Source organism: Sphingobium sp. AP49 (genome assembly GCF_000281715.2).
GTDB lineage: Bacteria > Pseudomonadota > Alphaproteobacteria > Sphingomonadales > Sphingomonadaceae > Sphingobium.
Map to the genome: position 1 here is coordinate 2,838,491 of NZ_CP124576.1, position 19,532 is coordinate 2,858,022.

At 65.6% G+C, this 19,532-nt stretch carries 15 protein-coding genes and 1 pseudogene; 5 read left to right on the forward strand and 11 right to left on the reverse strand.

Annotated features, from left to right (window positions below):
* Positions 1 to 11 precede the first annotated feature (11 nt).
* From PMI04_RS13540 to PMI04_RS13550, 3 genes are all read left to right on the forward strand, one after another.
* Positions 12 to 497, forward strand: coding sequence for a GAF domain-containing protein (locus PMI04_RS13540; protein ID WP_037485554.1), 486 nt, complete (start codon positions 12 to 14; stop codon positions 495 to 497).
* Positions 498 to 634: 137 nt separating this feature from the next.
* Positions 635 to 1,369, forward strand: a complete 735-nt coding sequence (locus tag PMI04_RS13545; RefSeq protein WP_007706354.1) for an RcnB family protein — start codon at positions 635 to 637, stop codon at positions 1,367 to 1,369.
* A 68-nt stretch (positions 1,370 to 1,437) separates the two neighbouring features.
* Complete coding sequence (locus PMI04_RS13550) at positions 1,438 to 1,815, forward strand: VOC family protein (protein WP_007706351.1); 378 nt, start codon at positions 1,438 to 1,440, stop codon at positions 1,813 to 1,815.
* Here the strand turns inward: PMI04_RS13550 and PMI04_RS13555 are convergent.
* From PMI04_RS13555 to PMI04_RS13565, 3 genes are all read right to left on the reverse strand, one after another.
* Positions 1,796 to 4,342: a bifunctional diguanylate cyclase/phosphodiesterase gene (locus tag PMI04_RS13555; protein WP_037485552.1), complete on the reverse strand. Its 2,547-nt coding sequence runs from the start codon at positions 4,340 to 4,342 to the stop codon at positions 1,796 to 1,798. The genes PMI04_RS13550 and PMI04_RS13555 overlap by 20 nt on opposite strands.
* A 135-nt stretch (positions 4,343 to 4,477) precedes the next feature.
* Complete coding sequence (locus PMI04_RS13560) at positions 4,478 to 5,296, reverse strand: arginyltransferase (protein ID WP_007706346.1); 819 nt, start codon at positions 5,294 to 5,296, stop codon at positions 4,478 to 4,480.
* Positions 5,297 to 5,421: 125 nt separating this feature from the next.
* Entirely contained in the window at positions 5,422 to 6,669 is a 1,248-nt protein-coding gene (locus PMI04_RS13565; RefSeq protein WP_007706343.1) for a threonine ammonia-lyase, read from the reverse strand.
* A 97-nt stretch (positions 6,670 to 6,766) separates the two neighbouring features.
* On the opposite strand from PMI04_RS13565, the gene PMI04_RS13570 reads away from it, so the two are divergent.
* Together PMI04_RS13570 and PMI04_RS13575 are read left to right on the forward strand one after the other, a co-directional pair.
* Positions 6,767 to 7,636 (forward strand): NAD(P)-dependent oxidoreductase, encoded by an 870-nt coding sequence (locus PMI04_RS13570; protein WP_007706340.1) that lies wholly within the window; start codon positions 6,767 to 6,769, stop codon positions 7,634 to 7,636.
* An 8-nt stretch (positions 7,637 to 7,644) separates the two neighbouring features.
* Positions 7,645 to 9,333, forward strand: a complete 1,689-nt coding sequence (locus PMI04_RS13575) for an amidohydrolase (protein WP_007706337.1) — start codon at positions 7,645 to 7,647, stop codon at positions 9,331 to 9,333.
* 9 nt (positions 9,334 to 9,342) lie between these two features.
* Here the strand turns inward: PMI04_RS13575 and PMI04_RS13580 are convergent, their stop codons facing one another.
* From PMI04_RS13580 to PMI04_RS13615, 8 genes and pseudogenes are all read right to left on the reverse strand, one after another.
* Entirely contained in the window at positions 9,343 to 11,085 is a 1,743-nt protein-coding gene (locus PMI04_RS13580; protein WP_007706334.1) for a hypothetical protein, read from the reverse strand.
* Positions 11,085 to 11,830 (reverse strand): annotated as a pseudogene (locus tag PMI04_RS13585) (FkbM family methyltransferase). The gene PMI04_RS13580 and the pseudogene PMI04_RS13585 overlap by 1 nt, the downstream one beginning before the upstream one ends.
* Positions 11,827 to 12,966, reverse strand: coding sequence for a glycosyltransferase family 4 protein (locus PMI04_RS13590; RefSeq protein ID WP_007706327.1), 1,140 nt, complete (start codon positions 12,964 to 12,966; stop codon positions 11,827 to 11,829). Before PMI04_RS13590 ends, PMI04_RS13585 begins: the two are co-directional and overlap by 4 nt.
* Entirely contained in the window at positions 12,963 to 14,246 is a 1,284-nt protein-coding gene (locus PMI04_RS13595) for a hypothetical protein (protein ID WP_007706325.1), read from the reverse strand. The genes PMI04_RS13590 and PMI04_RS13595 overlap by 4 nt, the downstream gene beginning before the upstream one ends.
* Positions 14,247 to 14,260: 14 nt before the next feature.
* A complete protein-coding gene (locus tag PMI04_RS13600) occupies positions 14,261 to 15,013 on the reverse strand; it encodes a methyltransferase domain-containing protein (protein WP_007706322.1) in 753 nt (250 codons plus the stop codon).
* A 64-nt stretch (positions 15,014 to 15,077) separates the two neighbouring features.
* Positions 15,078 to 16,205 (reverse strand): glycosyltransferase, encoded by a 1,128-nt coding sequence (locus PMI04_RS13605; RefSeq protein ID WP_007706319.1) that lies wholly within the window; start codon positions 16,203 to 16,205, stop codon positions 15,078 to 15,080.
* Positions 16,206 to 16,207: 2 nt separating this feature from the next.
* Positions 16,208 to 17,584, reverse strand: coding sequence for an exopolysaccharide biosynthesis polyprenyl glycosylphosphotransferase (locus tag PMI04_RS13610; protein ID WP_037485548.1), 1,377 nt, complete (start codon positions 17,582 to 17,584; stop codon positions 16,208 to 16,210).
* 43 nt (positions 17,585 to 17,627) lie between these two features.
* Positions 17,628 to 19,523: an XrtA/PEP-CTERM system amidotransferase gene (locus tag PMI04_RS13615; RefSeq protein ID WP_007706313.1), complete on the reverse strand. Its 1,896-nt coding sequence runs from the start codon at positions 19,521 to 19,523 to the stop codon at positions 17,628 to 17,630.
* Positions 19,524 to 19,532 lie beyond the last annotated feature (9 nt).

Consider the following 19,532-nt stretch of genomic DNA (forward strand, 5'->3'; position numbering starts at 1 on the left):
TAGCGGCGCCCATGTTCGATTTTGCCCCCGCCGATGCCGCCGACAAGGCAACCCTCTACGCCGATCTTCTGTCCGCTGCCGATGCGCTGACCCGCGACGAACCCGACGCGATCGCCAATATGGCGAATCTGTCGGCGCTGATCTGGCAGTTCCTGCCCGACCTCAACTGGGCCGGCTTTTATCGCATGGTCGAAGATGAGCTGGTGCTCGGCCCGTTCCAGGGCAAGGCCGCCTGCATCCGCATCCCGCTGGGGCGCGGCGTATGCGGCACGGCCGCGCAAACCCGTGAGACCCAGCTGGTCCCCGACGTCCACGCTTTCCCCGGGCATATCGCCTGCGATGCCGCCAGCGCATCGGAAATCGTCCTGCCGGTCGTGCATGACGGCCGCTTGATCGGCGTGCTTGATCTCGACAGCCCGCTGCCGGGCCGCTTTGACGCGGAGGACGCCCGGGGGCTGGAGGCGCTCATCACCAGAATCGCCGCACGGATTGCCTGAAGCCCAATTGCCTGCTTCGTTTCGGGACAGGATTTCACACCCGCCACATGGTTCCGCGCGGATCATCATGCTAAACAGAATATTAGCATTTTGAACCGCCGGGTCCCTGCTCCCGTCGGCAACAGGGAGTGTTGACCATGCGGACACGGACCATCCTCGCCCTGGGCGCGGGCCTATTGATGGCAGCGGAAGCGGGCATCGGGCTGGCGCAGACTCCGCCGGCCGCCACGACAAGTGCGGGTGTGAGCAGCGCCCATCGCTGGGGCGCCCGTCCCGATGGTCGCTGGTATGCCGGCTGGAACGCGCCGGGCGGCTGGGCCGGCTATCAGCGCCCTGTCCGCGGCTATGCCCTTCCCTCCTATTGGACCAACCCCGCCTTCCAGATCGCCAATTATCGCATTTATGGCCTGTCAGTGCCGCCCGCCGGCTATAGCTGGTCGCGCTATTATGACGATGCGGTGATGATTGACCGCTATGGGCGGGTTTACGACACCCGCAACGGCATCGACTGGACCCGTTATGAAGGCGGTTATGACGACGCCGCCACGCCCCCGGGTGCAGCCTATGCCTATGCCGACGACAGCGTCACCTATAACAGCAATTATCAGGGACGCTGGACGGGCACCTGGCAGGGGCAGGACGGCAAGAGCTATAGCGGCACCTATGAGGGACGCTATGAGGGCCATTATGGTGTCGACTACCAGCCGCCGGCCTATGGCTCGCCACAAAGCCAGCCTGCGCCTGCCCTGCCGCCGGGCGGTTATATTTCGGGCGGCTATTATTATCCGCCGCCCACGGTGACGACGGTGGTGGTCGAACCCGATGGCACGACGCGGACGACCACGAGCTATGGCACGGCGCAGGTCCGTTAAACGCGGCCCCGCGCGGAAGCCTTTTCATCGGGTCGGGCGTTAACCCGCTCCTGGAAGGAGGGCTGCCCATGCTGCATCATGTTTCGATCGGGACCAATGACATCGCCCGCGCCCGGGCTTTTTACGACCCGCTGATGGCGTTGCTGGGCTATCGCAGCCTGCGCGAACACCCGCATTCGCTCGACTATGGCGTGACCGATGTTGTTTTCAGCGTGGAAACGCCCGTCGATGGCGCCCCCGCCAGCCCCGGCAATGGCATCCATATCTGCTTCGTCGCGGCCAACCGGGCGGCTGTCGACGGCTTTCACCGCCTGGCGCTGGAACTGGGTGGCTTGGATGCGGGCGCGCCGGGCGTGCGTGCCCAATATGACCCGCATTATTATGGTGCCTTCATACGCGACCCCGATGGCAACAAGATCGAGGCCGTTACATTTTCCGCGCGATAGTCGAGGCGTCCGCGATCGGAAACAGCAGTTGCTCGGCCTGGGGACGGCCATAATAATAGCCCTGCCCGACCTGGCAGCCATGGCCCAGCAGCAGCGCCGCCTGCTCCGCTGTCTCGACCCCTTCCGCCACCACTTCCATGTCGAAGCTGCTGCCCAGTTTCACCACCGCGTCCACGATCGCGGCATCGCCCCGGTCGTCGGTGATATGACTGACGAAGCTGCGATCGATCTTCAGCACATCGACCGGATATTGCTTGAGATGGCTGAGCGAGGCGAAGCCGGTTCCAAAATCATCGAGCGCGATCCGCACGCCCGCGCGCGCAAAGCGTTCGAGCGCGCGCCCCACCTGATCCGCGCCACGGCCCAGAAAGACCGTCTCGGTCACTTCGATCTCGAAATGCCGGGCCGGCACGCCATGTTCGGCTAGCTTCTGCAGGACATGCTCGGCGAAATCACCCTGGGCGAAATCGGCAGCCGAGGCATTGACCGCGACACGTCCCGGATCGCGCCCGGCCTGCAGCCAGCGGGCGATGTCGCGCAACACGGCATTCAACATCCGCTCCGTCAGCGCCACCGCCAGCTCGCCATGGTCGAAGGCCGCCGAAATGGTCGCCGGCGACTGTACGCCCAGACGCCGATGATGCCAGCGCAGCAAGGCCTCATAGCCCAGAATGCGTCCGCTGCGCATGTCGACCTTGGGTTGATAATAGGGCGTGACCAGATCACGCGCGATCACCTGGCGCGCCATATGGATCATCGAACTGCGCTGTTGCGCCTCGGCCCGCAGTTCCGAATGGAACAGCGTCAGTTGGCTGCGGCCGGATGCCTTGGAGGCATAAAGCGCCAGATCCGCCGCCTTGAACAGCTCATTGGCTTCATCGCCATGTTCGCCGAATACGGCCCCGCCGATGCTGACGCCCGTCTCCAGCAATTGCCCCGCATAGGCGAAGGGACCGCGCACCGTATCGAGCAAGGCCATACTGCACGCCCGCAGCGTCGCGCTGTCCATCAGCGACGGCGATATCAACCCAAATTCATCACCCCCCAGGCGCCCCACGATCGCATCGGCAGGCGCCGCGACGGCCAGCCGCTGGGCAAAGCCGCACAGCAGCGCGTCGCCGGCATCATGGCCCAGCGAGTCATTCACCCGTTTCAGATCGTCGATGTCGAACAGCATCAGCCCGAAGCGGCGACCATCGATCCGTGCCTGTTCCGCCATGTCCTCCAGCGCGGCCTGCCACATCGCGCGATTGGGCATGCGCGTCATCGGATCATGGCTGGCCGCCCAGCGTATCCGTTCTTCCGCGTCGCGCTGTTCGGTGACGTCGAGGAATGTGACGATGACGCGCAATGGGCGCCCGGCATCGGTGCGGGTCGACCATCCCGTGCTGCGAATCCAGCGCATCGCCCCCGTATCGGCGCGATAGATGCGCAGCGTCGCCTCGAAATGGGGGGGAAGCGTCTGCGCCGCGACACTGTCCATCATGGCTTTCAGTTGCGCCCGGTCATCCGGATGCACCAATGCCATCGCCAGTTCGGCGGTCGCAGGATGATCCGGCGTCAGACCAAGCATGGCCCGCAGCTCTGGCGACCATCGGCGCTCGCCGGACACCGCATCATAGTCCCAGATGCCAAGCCGGGCGGATTGCACGGCCAGCCGGAAATGCTCCTCGCTCTGGCTGAGCGCCTGCTGCGCCAGCTTCTGACCATGGATATCCTCCAGCGTGCCGTACCAGCGGACGATCCCGCCCGCGTCATCCCGACGCGCCGCCGCGCGCGCGCGCATCCAGCGATAATCCCCGTCCCGCAGACGGATGCGATAATCGATGTCCACCGGTTCGCCCGATTGCAATCGATCGGCCCATAATGTCAGCGTACGCTCTACGTCATCGGGGTGAAGCGCCTCCAGCCATCCCGCCCCCATCGCCTGCGTAGCCGACATGCCGGTCAGATCCTGCCAGCGCGGCCCGACCTCCTCGATCCGGCCATCGGGCGTCGCCGTCCAGGGCACCTGGGGACTGAGCGCCACCGACCAGCGATAATGTTCGCGTGATTCAGCCAGAGCATGCGCCAGCCCATGGGCCTCCGCGCCTCTTTGATCCGATATCTCCTCGACCGTCCCATACCAGCGCAGACGCGCGCCCGGCATCGTTAATCCCACAAGCCTGATGATGCACCAGCGCGCCTGACCATCGGCACAGCGCAAGCGCAACGTCAGGGGATCGGGACGGGTGGACCGGGTGGCCGCCCGCAACAAGAGACGCCGGTCGCCCGCATCGAATGCGCGCAGCCAGCCATAGCCATGCGGGTCCGAGTCGCGGATGCAGCCCGCCAGGCCTGGCTTCATCTCGCGCGAGAGCACCCGGCCACGATGGTCTGCGACCCAACGCATCAATGCCGGTGAAACCTGGTTAAAAATGGCGCAGAATAAGGGATCGTTACGAGGCAATAATGACGCATCGTCCTGAACATCCGCGTTCAGGCCCGGCAATCGATCGACAAATCGACGATCAGCAAAGCGGTCCATAGCCTGCCCCGGATCGTGCCAGCTTTATCTCACCCATGCCGCATCATAGGCGAAAAGGGTAAACAAGCCTGCATAAACAAGATGCAGCCCGTCGCAATTCGGTTGCGGAATGCCGGTAGAAACGGCCGCAGCGCGTTAACGGCGCAATATCGCCGCCAGTTCGACGGGCAAGGGCGGCTCATCGCGGGGGATCACCACCCGGATCGCCCGTGCCTGCTCTTCCGGGTCGAAACGGACCCAGCCTGCGCGACTGAGCTTTTCCAGCGGACGATAGCGGATCTTATATTGCATCCGCTGCGAACCATCGACCCAATAGCCCAGATAGACATAGGGCAGGCCGGCGCGGGCAGCCCGGTCGATATGGTCCATGATGATATAGTTGCCAAGGCCAGGGCGCGTTTCGGATTCGGTATCGAAGAAACTGTAGATCATCGACAGACCATCGGCCTGACGATCGGTCAGGCAGGCGCCAACCAACTTGCCGACGCGGCCATCAACCCCGGGTTCGCGATATTCCACGACATGGCTGTCGACCGGGGTCTGTTCGACCATGTCGGCAAAATCCATCTCGTCCATCTCGGTCATGCCGCCGCCGGGATGACGCGCGCTCAGATAACGCTGCAACAGCGCAAACTGCTCCTCAGTGGACCAGGGCTTGCACGCCGTGACCACCAGATCGCTGTTCCGCCGCATCAGCTTGCGCTGGGTCGCGTTCGGCTTGAATTCCTGGGCGACGACGCGGACCGAAACACAGGCCGAGCAATCGGCGCAGCTCGGCCGGTAGGCGACATTCTGGCTGCGGCGAAAACCGATGCGGCCCAGCGCATCGTTGAGTTCCGACGCATTGTCGCCATTGAGTTCGGTAAAGACTTTCCGCTCGCTCTTCCCCGGCAGATAAGGGCAAGGCGATGGGTTCGTCACGAAGAAGCGCGGAAAGCGAAATGGTGCGCTCATGCTCCAGACTCCCCCTCGACGCTGCTTGATGGACGATTCATGGGCAGACTATGCCGTCCACGCCCTGCCATGAAAAGTCCATTTACCACGAAAATTTTACCGGTGGTTAAGCATGCCGGGGCGCATCAGGCGACCTCGATAGGGGCCACCTCATATCCTGCCTCACCCAAGGCCGTGATCAAGCGCTGGAGATGAGCGCCGTCGCGTGTCTCGCACTCGACATCAAGGCTGAGGCCCTTGGCCGGCAGGTTGGTGAAGATGCGCTGGTGCGACAATTCCAGAATATTCACCGCTTCCTGATCGAAGATGCGCGCGACGTGGAACAGTGCCCCGGGGCGATCCTGCAGGATGATCCGCAAGCGCGCCAGACGGCCCGAACGGGCCAGATCGCGCAGCAGCACATTCGCCAGCAGGCGCGTGTCGATGTTGCCGCCGGTCAGGATCAGGCCGACATTGCGGCCGACAAACTGCTCACGATATGTCAGCAGCGCAGCCAAGCCAGCCGCCCCCGCGCCCTCCACCACGGTCTTCTCGATCTGGAGGAGCAGACTGACCGCTTCTTCCAGGCGCCGTTCGGTGACCAGCAGGATATCGTCCGCCAGACGTTCGACGAACCGGCGGGTCAGTTCGCCCGGCTGCTTGACGGCGATCCCCTCCGCCAGCGTGTCACCGTCGCACGCAAGGTCCGCCCCCTTGATGAAATCATACATGGACGGGTAGAGTTCGGCCTGCACCCCGACCAGCCTGATGTCAGGCTTCATCGCCCTCGCGGCCGTGCCGATCCCCGAAAAGAGGCCACCACCACCGATCGGCACGATGAGGGTATCGATTTCTGGCGCATCTTCCAGCATTTCAAGGCCGACCGTGCCCTGGCCGGCAATGATATCGGGTTCATCGAAGGGATGAACGAAGGTGAGCCCCTGTTCGGCTTCCAGCTTGCGGGCATGGGCATAGGCGTCATCGAATTTCTCGCCGAACTGAACGACGGTCGCGCCATGGCCCTGGGTCTGGGTGACTTTCACCGTCGGCGTCGTGGTCGGCATGACGATGGTAACGGGCACGCCAAGGCGCTTGCCATGATAGGCAAGGCCCTGCGCATGGTTGCCGGCCGAAGCGCCGATCACGCCCTTGGCCTTGGCGGCGTCATCAAGTTGCAGCAGACGATTGAGCGCGCCGCGTTCCTTGTAGGCCGCCGTGAACTGGAGATTTTCAAACTTCAAGAAGACGTTGCAGCCAAGCATTCGCGAGAAGGTCTGGCTAATGAGCGTCGGCGTCTTGACGATCGACCCGGAAATGCGAGTCCGGGCTGCGAGGATGTCATCGACGGAAACGGGCAGCGGCAACGCGCCCTCGATCTTGCTCAGCGTGTTCATGGCGCAGGCCCCTAACGCAAAATTGCCGGTGAAGAAACTGGCACTTGCCGAAAACTGGCCCTATGGCTTGGCTGCACGCACGAAATGTACGAGGCTTATGGCTAATATCGCGTTTATCGGCCTGGGGGTCATGGGTGGCCCGATCGCGGGACATCTGGCCAAGGCGGGGCATCACCTGACCGTCTATAATCGATCGATCGGCAAGGCGAAGCGCTGGGCCGAGGCCTATGGCGGCGAGGTCGCGATCAGCCCGGCCAAGGCGGCCGAGGAGGCGGAGATCGTCATCAGTTGCGTCGGCACCGACGATGACCTCAGCCAGGTCACGATGGGCCGTGACGGCGCGTTCCGCACGATGAAGCCGGGCGGCCTGTTCATCGACCATACGACGGTGTCGGCGCGGATCGCGCGGCAATTGTTCGTCGAGGGCGAGAGCCTGGGCCTGCACTGCGTCGATGCGCCGGTGTCGGGCGGGCAGGCAGGCGCCGAAAATGGCCGGCTGTCGATCATGTGCGGCGGCTCCGCCCCGGCGGTGGCGGCGGCGACGATCGTGATGCAGGCCTATGCCGCGCGCATCGTCCATGTCGGCAGTGCGGGCGCGGGGCAGACCACCAAGATGGTGAACCAGATCTGCATCGGCGGCGTTCTGCAGGGCCTGGCCGAGGCGATGCGCTTTGCCCAGGCAGCCGAACTGGACCTGGACAAGGTGTTCGAGGCGATTTCCGGGGGCGCGGCGCAAAGCTGGCAGATGGACAATAGATGGAAGACGATGGCGCAGGACAGTTTCGATTTCGGATTTGCCGTGGACTGGATGCGCAAGGATCTGGGGCTGGCGCTGGAGGAAGCACGGGCCAATGGCGCGACCCTGCCGATGACCGCGATGGTCGATCAATTCTACGCCGACGTGCAGGCGATGGGCGGCAATCGGCAGGATACCAGCGCGCTGGTGCGTCGGATCACCCGCGCATGAGGAAGATGATGTTGGCGGCGATCGCCGCAATCGCCCTGCCCTTCCCTGCTTATGCGTCCGGCGTGATCGACAATGTGAACGGCATCGCGGTCGATCCCAATGGCAAGATCGTGCATTTCGGTGCGCTGATGATCGACGATGAGGGCAAGGTCGAGAAGCTGGTCCAGGGCCGCTATCAGGAGCCTGAGTACAAGCCCAAGAAGCCCAAGCGCGGCCAACCCTGGCCCGAGCGCCCCAAGGGGCCGAGCTTCAAGCTGGACGCGGGCGGCAAGACGCTGATCCCTGGCCTGATCGATGCCCATGGCCATGTCATGGGGCTGGGCCTGTCGCTGGTCACGCTGGACCTGTCCGACACCAAATCGCTGGCCGAGGCGCAGGCGAAGATCCGGGCCTATGCACAGGACAATCCCGGCCGCAAATGGATTGTCGGCACCGGCTGGAACCAGGAGATATGGGGCCTGGGCCGGTTCCCGACGGCGGCCGAACTGGACGCGGCCGTGGGCGACATCCCGGTCTGGCTGGAACGGGTAGACGGCCATGCCGGCTGGGCCAACAGCGCGGCGATCCGCGCAGCGGGCGTCAGCGCGACAACCAAGGCGCCGGCCGGCGGCCGGATCGAGATGGCGGCGGGCAAGCCGGCCGGCGTGTTCGTCGACAAGGCGATGGACCTGATCCAGAAGGTCGTGCCCGCCCCTGCCCCCAAGGACCGCGACAGCGCGCTGGAAAAGGCGCAGCGGGCGCTCCTTGCGGTGGGGATCACGGGCATTGCCGACATGGGCACCAGCATCGAGGATTGGCAGGCATTCCGTCGATCGGCCGATCGTGGCGCGCTGCGCGTGCGGATCATGTCCTATGCCTATGGCCTCGATAATATGGTGCTGATCGCTGGGCCGGAACCGACGCCCTGGCTGTATGACGACCATTTGCGCATGGGCGGGGTCAAGCTGATCCTGGATGGCGCGCTGGGATCGCGCGGGGCCTGGCTGAAGGCCGATTATAGCGATGCGCCGGGCCAGCGCGGCCTGCCGATGATCCCGTCGACCCAGTTGCGCAACATCATGAGCCGCGCGGCGATGGACAATTTCCAGGTCGCGGTCCACGCGATCGGTGATGCGGCCAATGGCGAGATACTCGATGCCATCCAGGAAATGGCGGACACCTACAAGGGTGATCGGCGCTGGCGCGTCGAACATGCCCAGATCATCGACCCGGCCGACCTGCCGCACTTTGCCAGGTTCGGCACGATCGCGTCGATGCAGCCGGTGCATGAGACGTCGGACTGGCGCATGGCGACGGCGCGGCTGGGCGAGGCACGGCTGAAGGGCGCCTATGCCTGGAAGGCGATGCTCGACAATCATGTGCCGCTGGCCTTCGGTTCCGACGTGCCGGTCGAAAGCCCCAATCCCTTCCCCGGCATCGCCGCCGCCATGTCCCGCGAGGACGGCAAAGGCGAACCGGCCGGCGGCTGGATGCCCGAACAACGGGTCAGCTTCGAGGCGGCGCTGGACGGCTTTACCCGGCAGGCGGCCTATGCCGGCTTTGCCGAGAAGAAGTTCGGCAGCCTGGTGCCCGGGCAGCGGGCGGACTTCCTGCTGATCGACCGCAATATCGAGACGGCCAGCCCGACGGATATTCGGGGCACGCAGGTGCTGGAAACCTGGATCGGCGGCAAGCGGGTTTATGTGAAGGGGCAATAGCCCCTTCGCTTACATCGCGTTGTCGGCGGCGTTCATAGCGTCGTCGATCGTCTCAGGCAGCGGCGGCTGGACCGGTCGATCGCAACCGGCCAGCTTCATATGGGCGCGCAGCGTGTCCATGCGCCCGAGGTTCCAGCGCGCCAGCGGCACGCCAAGCGGGCGGAATTCGGCGCGGTCGAACAGCTCGACGACATAGGTCTTGCACAGTTCATCCACCTGATCGAGCGTCAGCATGCCAAGGTTCATGACCATCGGCTTGCCCGGCACGCCGTTGCGGCCGCGCACCAGATCGGTGACGTAGAGGCCGCCGCGCGGATCGACCAGCACGACGTCCGCGCGCGAGGCGTCGATCATCCGGTGGCTGGCCGCATAGGGTTCGACGAATACATGGGTGCGCCAGACCAGGAAGGCGGCGGTCAGCAGCGTCACCGCAAAGCCGATAAAGATCGGCCGCATCGCGCCCTGCGGCCGGAAACGCGCCCAGCCAAGGCCGCCGAGCAGGCAGAAGGGACCGATAAAGCCATGGGCATAGCGGAAGCCCCAGCCATAGCCCTGCGCCAGCGCGAGCAGGCAGCCTGCGAGGCAGCCCAGCGCCAGCGGCAGCGCGATCTCGCGGCCGCGGATCGCATCGCGCCAGCGCATCGCGAATACGCCCAGCCCTGCGAGCGGCACCATCAGGATGTTGTTCCAGGCGGCATAGCGGCTGAGATTGACCAGCGGCTGCCAGCGATCGCCCAGGCGCTGGAACAGGCTGCCGACCTTGTCGGCGACGCCGGCGGACGGGCGCACGTCGGTCGGCGCGCCCAAAGCATGGAGCAGGAAGCCGGGCCAGATCTTGGCCCAGAGGATGACGATCGCGACCAGGGTCAACGCGTGGAAGGCGGCCACGGTCCAGCGCCGCGCCAGCAGCATCCAGAGGATGAAGGGAGCGATGAAGATGGGCGGAAAATGCCATTGATGCAGGCCCGCCGCGATCAGCGCAACCACGCCGGCCGACAGATGCCCCGCAATGCCGCCGCGCAGCACCAGCGCCAGCCAGACCATGTTGAGCGCGAAATGGCCGGTCATGGCATAGGGGGTCATCGCCGTGACCCAGAGCTGGGCCGAGGATAGCCCCAGCAGCATCGTTACCCAGACGGCATCGGGCCGGTCGGGGAAGAGATGCAGCGCCACCCGCCACAGGGCGAAGAGGCCGAGCACCAGCAGCGCGGGGCCGGCCAGATTGGGGTCGCCCATTTGCCAGAACAAGGCCTGGATCGCGCTGTTCACCGGCAGATAGGCGGCGGTCCAATAGTCGGCGGCGCCAAAGGGCGAGAAGAATTCGGGCATGATCGCCCGGCGATAGGGTTCCCATTCGACCGGGATCGGCCGGGCGAACAAGCCTTCGCGCATATAGGCGGCGGCAAAGCGCGCGACCTCTTCATCGCGGGAGACCGAATAATCCTGGAACAGCGCATAATGGCCGGCCCAGGCGGCGAGCCCCAGAAAAACGATGATCGGCACGATGATGCGCGCGCGCGGTTGCGGCAGGCGAAAGCCCATCCCCTCGGCAAAGGGCGCGGCCAGCGCCAGCAGGAACAGGCCGATCATCAGCGCCGGGAAATCCTGGTCCAGGAACAGGATGACGGCGAGGCTGACACCCTGGCGCCAGGTCACGTGCCACAGGAAGGTCGCGCCGAGCCACAGGGCGAGGCCGATCGCCCCGGCGAGGAACAGGCGCCGCGCGCTGACGAAGGGCATTCCCTTCGGCATCAGCTGTCCAGCAGCGCCTTGTTGACGAAGATGCCGTCCATTTCGACCAGCAGCGGGAAATGGCCTTTGTTGTTCGCGAAGAAGGCGGAGGGGACGAAGGCGCGCGCTTCCAGCCAGTCGATCATCGTGCGATAGCCGGTGCCGCCTTCATAGATGGGCCGTACGCCCAGTTCCGTCTGGATGCCGGCCATGTCGGCGATGACGCTCCCCGCCCCTTCGCAGACCGACAGGTCATGGCCCTGTGTGTCCATCTTGAGGAAGGGCCGCGCAAAGCCATGCGCGGCGCGCAGTTCGGGCAGCAGGCTGTCGAGCCGGCGGCACTGCATCTCCACCGTCTTCATCACCTTGTTGCGATCGGCGAAGATCGCGTCCTGTGCGCCCGAGGGGCCTTCAGGGAGCTGAACTGGTCGGCGGCCATGATGTTGAAGCTGGCGGTGCCGTCGAAATCGGACAGGGCCATGTTGAAGACATGCCATTTGCGGTCCGACGCGGCGGCCTTGCTCAGTTCGGCGAAGACGTCCGGGTTCGGCTCGAAGGAAAGGATGGTGCCGCCAAAGCCCGCATCCTTGCGCGCCATGGTCGCATATTGGCCGCGATTGGCGCCGACGTCGAACAGGCAGTCGATGGCGAAGGCGGACAGGAAGCGCTTGAGCGCCTGGATTTCGGGATATTGATGGACGCGGCCGGCCAGCGCCAGGCGCAGGGCCAATGCACGGTCGGACAATTCGCGGACATAGCGGTTCATGCGCGCAGCACCTGGCGGTAAATATCGATCGTCGCCAAGGCCATGTCCTTCCAATTGCCCATAATATCTCCATAGGCGCGCGCCCGCGCACCCGCTGCCTGCCTGATGGCCGCGCTTTCGATCAGCGGCAAGAGGGCTTGGGCGAGCGCGGCGGCATTTCCGGCCGGAACCCGCGTGGTGACGCCGTCCGGCAGGGTGCCGAACATGCCCGCGTCGGAGGTCACCATCGCCTTGCCATGATGCAGCGCCGACAGGAAGGCGCCGCTCGAATCGATATGGCGATAGGGGAAGACCATCAGGTCGGCTATCGCCATGTGCGCGTCGAGCCGGGGTTCGGTGAGGAAGCCGAAATCGGTGATGAGGCGGTCGCCAAAGCCGGCGGCATGGACCGGATCGAGGATCGGCGCGACATCCATGAAGGGCTTGCCGGCTAGCACCAGTTCGAAGGGATGGCCCGCGCGCCAGAGTGACAGGCAGGCCTCCACCAGCAGGTCGACACCCTTATAGGGGCGGATCGTGCCGAAGAAGAGGATGCGGGGCGCGGCGGGTTCGGGGATGGCGGCGAGGTCCGCCGGAGCGGCGGGCGCAAGCTGCATCGGCGGGTGCGGGGTCACATGAATGCGAGCGGGATCGACGCCCTGCCCGATCAGCGCCGCGCGCGTCGTGTCGCCATGGACGATCAGCGCATCGAAGCGATCGAGCAGCGCGCGATAGCCGCGCCCCTGCAAGCCGCTATCGGCATGATAGGCATGGGCATTATGGACGGTGTGGACGAGCGCGGTGCGGCCCTTGAGCCGGTCGAGCATCAGCCGGTCGGCCGGCGCCAGCGGCAGCCACTGGACATGGGCCACGTCCGCGCTCGCCATCGCATCGAGATTGCCGAGCGCGCAGGTCAGGCCATATTCGGCCGCCTTGGCGAGGCGGAAGGCCCGCCCCTCCCCCAGCCGATCGCGCAGGGCCTCGCTGCGACGGAAGAAGCGCGGCGTATAGCTATAGCCCTGCGGCGCGATCGCGTCGGTAGCACGCATCGGCCGGCCAAGCAGCGTGACGCTAGCGCCCGACTGCGCCAGGCCGGCGCACAGTCCATCATCATAGCGCCCGGTGAAGAGCGACGGATCGAGCATGGCAATCTTCATGCGCGCACCAGCCGGCGCAGCGAGACGAGATGCAGGCCGGCGGCCAGCATCAGGGTCAGGGCATAGAGGCCGAGAAAGCCGAGGTCGAAACGGTCGGGCCAGAGGGCGCCGGCGAGCGGTACGCTGAGCAGCGAACCGGCAAGGAAGGGTAGCGAGCGCTGGAGCAGATGAGCGAAGCGGCCGAGCGCGGCCTGGACATAGACCGAGACGCAGATGACCGAGAGCGCGACCAGCGCCAGCGCGGTGAGGCCAAGGTCGGCTTGGTCGATCGCCGCGCGGCCGTCGAACAGCTTGTCGAACAGCCAGCCGCCGATCAGCATCAGCAGCGCCGAACCGGCGAGCGCGAAGAAGAGCGCGGCGCCGAGCGCGCGGGTCAGGAGCTGGCGCACGCGCGCGCTTTCGCCGGCATGATAGGCGCGGGTGATGCGCGGCAGGGCCGCCTCCACCATGGCGCGCACCAGCATCGAGAGCGAGCGCGACATCTTGAAGAAAAAGTCGAACAGCAGCATTGGCCGGGCGTCGCTGGTGGCCATGGCGATGGTGAAATAGGGGGCATTATAGGCGACGATATCGGAGACGGTGAAGGCCGCCGACGCGCCGATGTCGCGCAGATAATGGCGGCGCACATGCCCGCCACCGACGCGGAAGGCGAACCAGTGGCTGCGGCGCATGCTAAGGCGGCGATGGACATGGACGATGGCATAGCCGATCACCGCGACACTGATCGCCAGTTGCAGCGCGACCGACAGGCGCGGATCGAGCCCGAACAGGATCGCCGCCAGCAGGCCGATCGTCACCACGCGGCGGGCGCAATCCAACCCTTCCCACAGGAAATTGCCGTCGATCGCCGCCAGCGCCCGCTTGGCGAGCAGCGCCGGCAGGTTGAGGCAGGCGGTGAGGAAGAAGAGCAGGAACAGCATCGGCATGGCCGTATGCAGCCCGCCCAGCGCCAGCGCGCCGAGCAGGATAGCCACCGCGCCGGCGATCAGCAGGCCAAGAAAGAGGAAGAGCACGCCCATTTCCTCCAGCCGGAAGCCGCCATCGGCAGCATCCTCATCGCTGCCCAGCCAGAAGCGGCGCAGGCGCGCATAGATGATGCTGGTGAGGCCGAATTCCGCCGAGATGGTGAAATTGCCGAAGGCGACCAGCAGCAGGAAGGCCTGGAACTCCGCCAGCGGCAATACCCGCACAAAGACGAAGGTGACGGCGAAGCCCCAGATCATCACCAGCCCGACATTGGCGAGCTTGACCAGCGCGAGGATGCGGGCGGATGCCTCCATCCGCGCGAGCATGCTCACTGCGTCGCAGTTCCCAGCGGCTTGCGCGCGCGGAACAGCCGGTCGTCGAGCGCATAGAAATGGCGCGTGTCGGCGTCGATGTCGCGCGCGTCGATTTCCTCCAGCTCGAAACCCGCGGCGCGGATGCGATCGGCAAAATCGAGGCCATATTGGCGGACATGGTCCCACTGGCCGAAGCGGCGCTCGCGCTCGCGCGGGGGAATGTCGAAACTGCCATCCTCGGTCGGCTTGTCCCACAGCGGCACGATCAGCCAGGCTTCGCCGCCGGGCTTGAGCGCGCGCAGGATATTGCGCAGCACGGCCATGTCGTCGGGCACATGCTCCATCACATGGCTGGCGTAGAACAGGTCGTAGCGACCGCCGTCGGACAGCGCCATCAGGTCGACCTTGTGCATGCCGGGCACGGTATAGCGCGCGGGATCGAGATCGGCCGGGACATAGTCGGCCGCCGCCGAGAAGCGCTTGACCAGGCTCCCCTCATTGGGGGCCATGTGCAGGATCGCGCCGTGGGTCGGCACGGTCAGCACGCCCTTCATGAGCAGATAGTTCATCAGCCGCTCGCGCGGCGAAGCGTTACAATTGGGGCAGCCCCATTCGCCATTGTCGCCATAGCGGAAGAAGCCGACGACCGTCGTGCCGCAGGCCGGGCAGCCGCGATTGGCGCGCGCGCCCAGCGTCTTGCGCAGGTCGAGACCCAATTTGGTCAGATGCTTGCCGGCGGCCTTGGCCACCCGCTGGACAGTAATCACGCCATTCTCCGCTCGGTATCAGCTTCCGGCCTATACAATATGGCGCGGCTTTGGCGAGGGGGGATCAGCGTGACTTGGCAGGATTCCATGTCGTGACGGTACGGCCACTCATCGCCTTGAGCACGCCCTGAAGGGTAGCGGCATAGGCGATCAGGATGTCGACCAGCGCGGCCAGTGGCCCGCCACGCGACCGCAGGCCGACCCAGGCGATCAGCGCGATGCCGATCGCGCCGGCCATGTAGAGCATGGGCGACAGGCGCAGTGCCAGTGCGCCGGCCGCGATCGCGCCGGTCAGGATGAAGGCACCGCCAAACCAGCGGACGATCTTGCGCGAGGCATATTTGAACCGGTCGATCGCGGCCATGCGGCGCAGTTGCGGGCGCAGATGGCTGTGGGTGTGCCAGGCGCGCGCGGCGATCCGCACCTTGCGCCGATATTCATCCTTGCGCCCCGTCACCAGCCGCTCGCGCGCGATCACGTCCTTCGCCTTCACCAGCCGCTTGCCGGCAAAGACCACCGCCATCGAGACGGTGAGGTCGTCGAGCACGCTATCGGGAAATGCGGGATAAAGGCTGCGGCGGATGGAGAAGATCGAACCGTCGGCGCCCAGCACATTGCCGGTGCGCGATTCCTCGTCCTTCAGTCGCTCCTCGATCCGCCAGTAGAGCGAACCGACCGCCGCGGTCGCGCTGTCGCCCTGCCCCAGATAATGGAGCGAGCCGAGCACGCCGCCGATGGCAGCGTCGGCATAACGGGCGAGCAGATTGTCGATCGCGTCAGCGTCCAGCAGGACATTGGCGTCGGTGAAGATCAGTATGTCGCCGCGCGCGCGGGCGGCGAGCAATTTCATGCCATGCGCCTTGCCGCTGCGCCCCGGCCCGCGCAGCAAAGTGACCAGACCGCCCTGCGCCGCGATCAGCGCGGCGGTGTCGTCAGACGATCCGTCATCGAAGGCGAGGATTTCGAGCGTGGGATGGCGCGCCTTGAGCATCGCCAGATTGGCGAGCTTTTCCGGCATCGCACCGGATTCATTATAGGCGCAGAAGAGCAGCGAGGCGCTGGGTACCGGGCCATCGACCGGCGTTTCCGCGCGGGTCGGCAGCAGGCGCAGGATCAGCGGATAGAAGAGGAAGGGCCAGGCGACGGCGATCAGCGACGCCAGCAGGACGAGGACAAGCAGCAGGTTAGTCACGGTCAATAGGCCTTGTGATGGACCAGCACGCCCAGCGTCGCGACGATGATGCGCAGGTCGCGCCAGATCGACCAGTCGCTGACATATTCGAGGTCGGAGCCCAGCCGGTCGATCAGATCCTGATGATGGTCGGTCGCACCGCGATGGCCCCGCACCTGGGCCAGGCCGGTCATGCCCGGCTTGATGCAGTGCCGTTCCCAATAGCGGGCGTCGACCTCCCAATAGAGGCTGTCGCCGGCCTTGGCGGCGGCGGCATGGGGGCGTGGGCCGACGATGCTCATTTCGCCGAGCAGCACGTTGAAGAGCTGGGGCAGTTCATCGATGCTGGTCTTACGCAGGAAGGCGCCGACGCGAGTGACGCGATCATCGTCGCGCCGGGTCAGCGTCGCGGCCTTGTGGTCGCTCGCCTCGGTGCGCATCGAACGGAACTTGTAGATGGAGAAAGGCCGCGCGTCCTTGCCGATGCGCGGCTGACGGAAGAGGATCGGGCCGGGACTGGTCAGCTTCACCGCCAGCGCCGCACCGATCAGCACCGGCGACAGCGCGATGGTGGCGATGGTGGCGACAAGGATGTCAAACAGCCGTTTGATCAGGCGATCGCGAAATTGCAGCGGACCGCCAGCGACGATGATCGTGGGTTGGCCATCGAATTCGTCCACCCGGGCCGGGGCAAAGCGCAGCAGTTCGGGCACGACGATCTCGCCCCGTGCCGAGAGCGACTTGAGCGCCGCCGACCAGTCGTCCATCCGTTCGAGCGGACAGGCGACGATCACCCGTTCCGCCATGCCAACGGCAGCGGCGAGGCGCGCAGCCATGTCGGCATCATGGCGTTCGGGATGGAGATTGGCAGAGTCGGCCTGGATCACATCCATATGGGCGCCGGTCTCGGTTGCGATCTCTACCCCGTCCATGATGACCGCGGTCAGATGCGGCACATCGCCAAGCACCCGGACGGCGAGGCGCGCGACCGCCAGCCGCACCAGCGCCAAGGTGCCCGCCCCCAGCAGCAGGCCGGTGAGGAAGGTCAGACGCGAAAGCTGTTCGGCGATCTTGCCCAGATAGACGATCAGCAGCATCAGCAGCGCCGCCTGCGCCAGCGCCAGCAGCGCGCGGAAGATACCGCGCCGCACCCGGTCCAGCGTGTTGATGCCATAGGCGCCGCCCTGCACCGCGAGGATCGCATAGAGCGGCGCGACCATGGCGAACATCACCAGGCCATGGGGCTTGCCCGGTTCACCGAGGAAGGCGCCCACGACCAGCCAGTTGGCGAGGAGGAAGGCGATGAACAGACCCGCCATGTCGCCGGCCAGGCACAGCGCATAGAGGCGCAGCCGAACGATTTCCTTGGAGACGGTCAATGAGGCGCCCTGCATGATCATTATCCTGCCCCGTTGGCACCGGGCGGGGCCGGTTGCAAGGGGATCACGCGCCGAACAGCCGGCCGAGCGCCTTGTCGAGCATCACCATTTGCCAGAGCAGCCGGCCATGGTCGGATACACCCGCCTTGTGGTCGGCCGCGACTTTCGCCAGCATCTTCGTGTCGAACCAGCCCGTGCGGGCCAGCGCAGAGCCGCCCGCGACGGCAGTCGCCTCGCCCGCCAGCGCGCCGCGGAACCAGGCGCTGATCGGCGTCACGAAGCCCATTTTCGGGCGATAGAGAATATCCTGCGGCAGGAAGGGCTCCATCGCCTTCTTCATGAGGTACTTGCCGCTATTGCCGCGAATGCGCTGGGCAACTGGCAGGCGGGCGGCAAATTCGACCAGCCGATGGTCGAGCAGCGGCTCGCGCGCCTCCAGGCTGACCGCCATGCTCATCCGGTCGCTCTTGGTCAATATGTCGCCGGGTAGCCAGATGCGGATATCGGCATATTGGGCGCGATCGAGCGGATCGCGCGCCGGGGCATCGGCCATCGCCTTGATATAGCGATCCTCGGCGCGATAGGCGCCCAACCGGCTCTTCATATCCTGGCTGAAGAGGCGCTGACGCAGGGCGTGGGGCGTGACCCCGACCGAGGCGGCATAGGCTTCGCCGCCATCGCCGGCCAGTTCGAGGAAGGTCGACTTGGCGCGGAGCGGACGCGGCGCCCAGTCGGCCTTGGGATAATAGCGGCCGAGCGTGCCGAACAAGGGTTCACGGACCGAAGCGGGGATCAGGCCGCGCAGCCTTTCGCCCTGCATCTGGAAGCGATGGCGGCGATAGCCGGCGAACGCCTCGTCCGCGCCATCGCCCGACAGGGCCACCGTCACCTGTTCGCGCGCCAGTTCGCAGACCCGGTAGGTCGGCAGCGCAGAGGCATCGGCAAAGGGTTCGTCGAAATGGAAGGCCAGCGTGTCGGCCAATCCATAATCATCGGGTGATACGATGCGCGTGCGGTGATCGGTGGCGAAGCGCCGCGCGATCCGGTCAGCATAGGCGGTCTCGTCCAGGCTGGCGACGTCGAAGCCGATGGTGCAGGTCTTGACCGCCTGGTTCGACGCCTCCGCCATCAGCGCGACGACGCTGCTGCTGTCGACGCCACCGGACAGGAAGGCGCCGAGCGGCACGTCGGACACCATGCGCGAGCGCACCGCCTGACGCATCAGCGCGACCAGTTCCTCCTCCAGTGCCTCGGGCCTGGCCTTGCTGCGATCGGCAAAGCTGATGTCCCAATAACGCTGCGGATGGGGCAGCGGGCGGCCGCGCACCAGGCGCAGCGTCTCGCCCGCGCCCAGCTTGCGCACGCCCGCGACCATGCAGGCATCGTCGGGGACATAGCCATAGGCGAGATAATCCTCGACCGCGCTCAGATCGGGCGCGCGGCGGAGCAGCGGATGGGCGAGCAGGCTTTTGAGTTCCGATCCGAAGATCAGGCTGCCGTCCGACAACAGGGCATAATGGAGCGGCTTCACCCCCAGCCGGTCGCGCACCAGCCAGAGCGACTGCGCGCGCGCGTCGAACAGGGCGAAGGCGAACATGCCGTTGAAGCGGCTGACGCATTCCTCGCCCCACTGGCGATAGCCGTGCAGGATGACTTCGGTATCGCTGTCGGTGCGGAAGACATGGCCCTTCGCCTCCAGTTCGGCGCGAACCTCGGCGAAATTGTAGATTTCGCCGTTGAAGGTGACGACCAGGCTTTCATCCTCGGTCAGCATCGGCTGAGCGCCGCCGCCAAGATCGATGATCGACAGGCGCAGATGCCCGAGCCCCACGCCCGGCGCGGTCCAGATGCCGCTGCCGTCCGGGCCGCGATGCGGCATCACGTCCAGCATGGAGCGCACCCGCGCAGGATCGACCGGCTTGGCCGTTTCGAGATGGAAGATGCCTGCAATTCCGCACATTGTTACGGC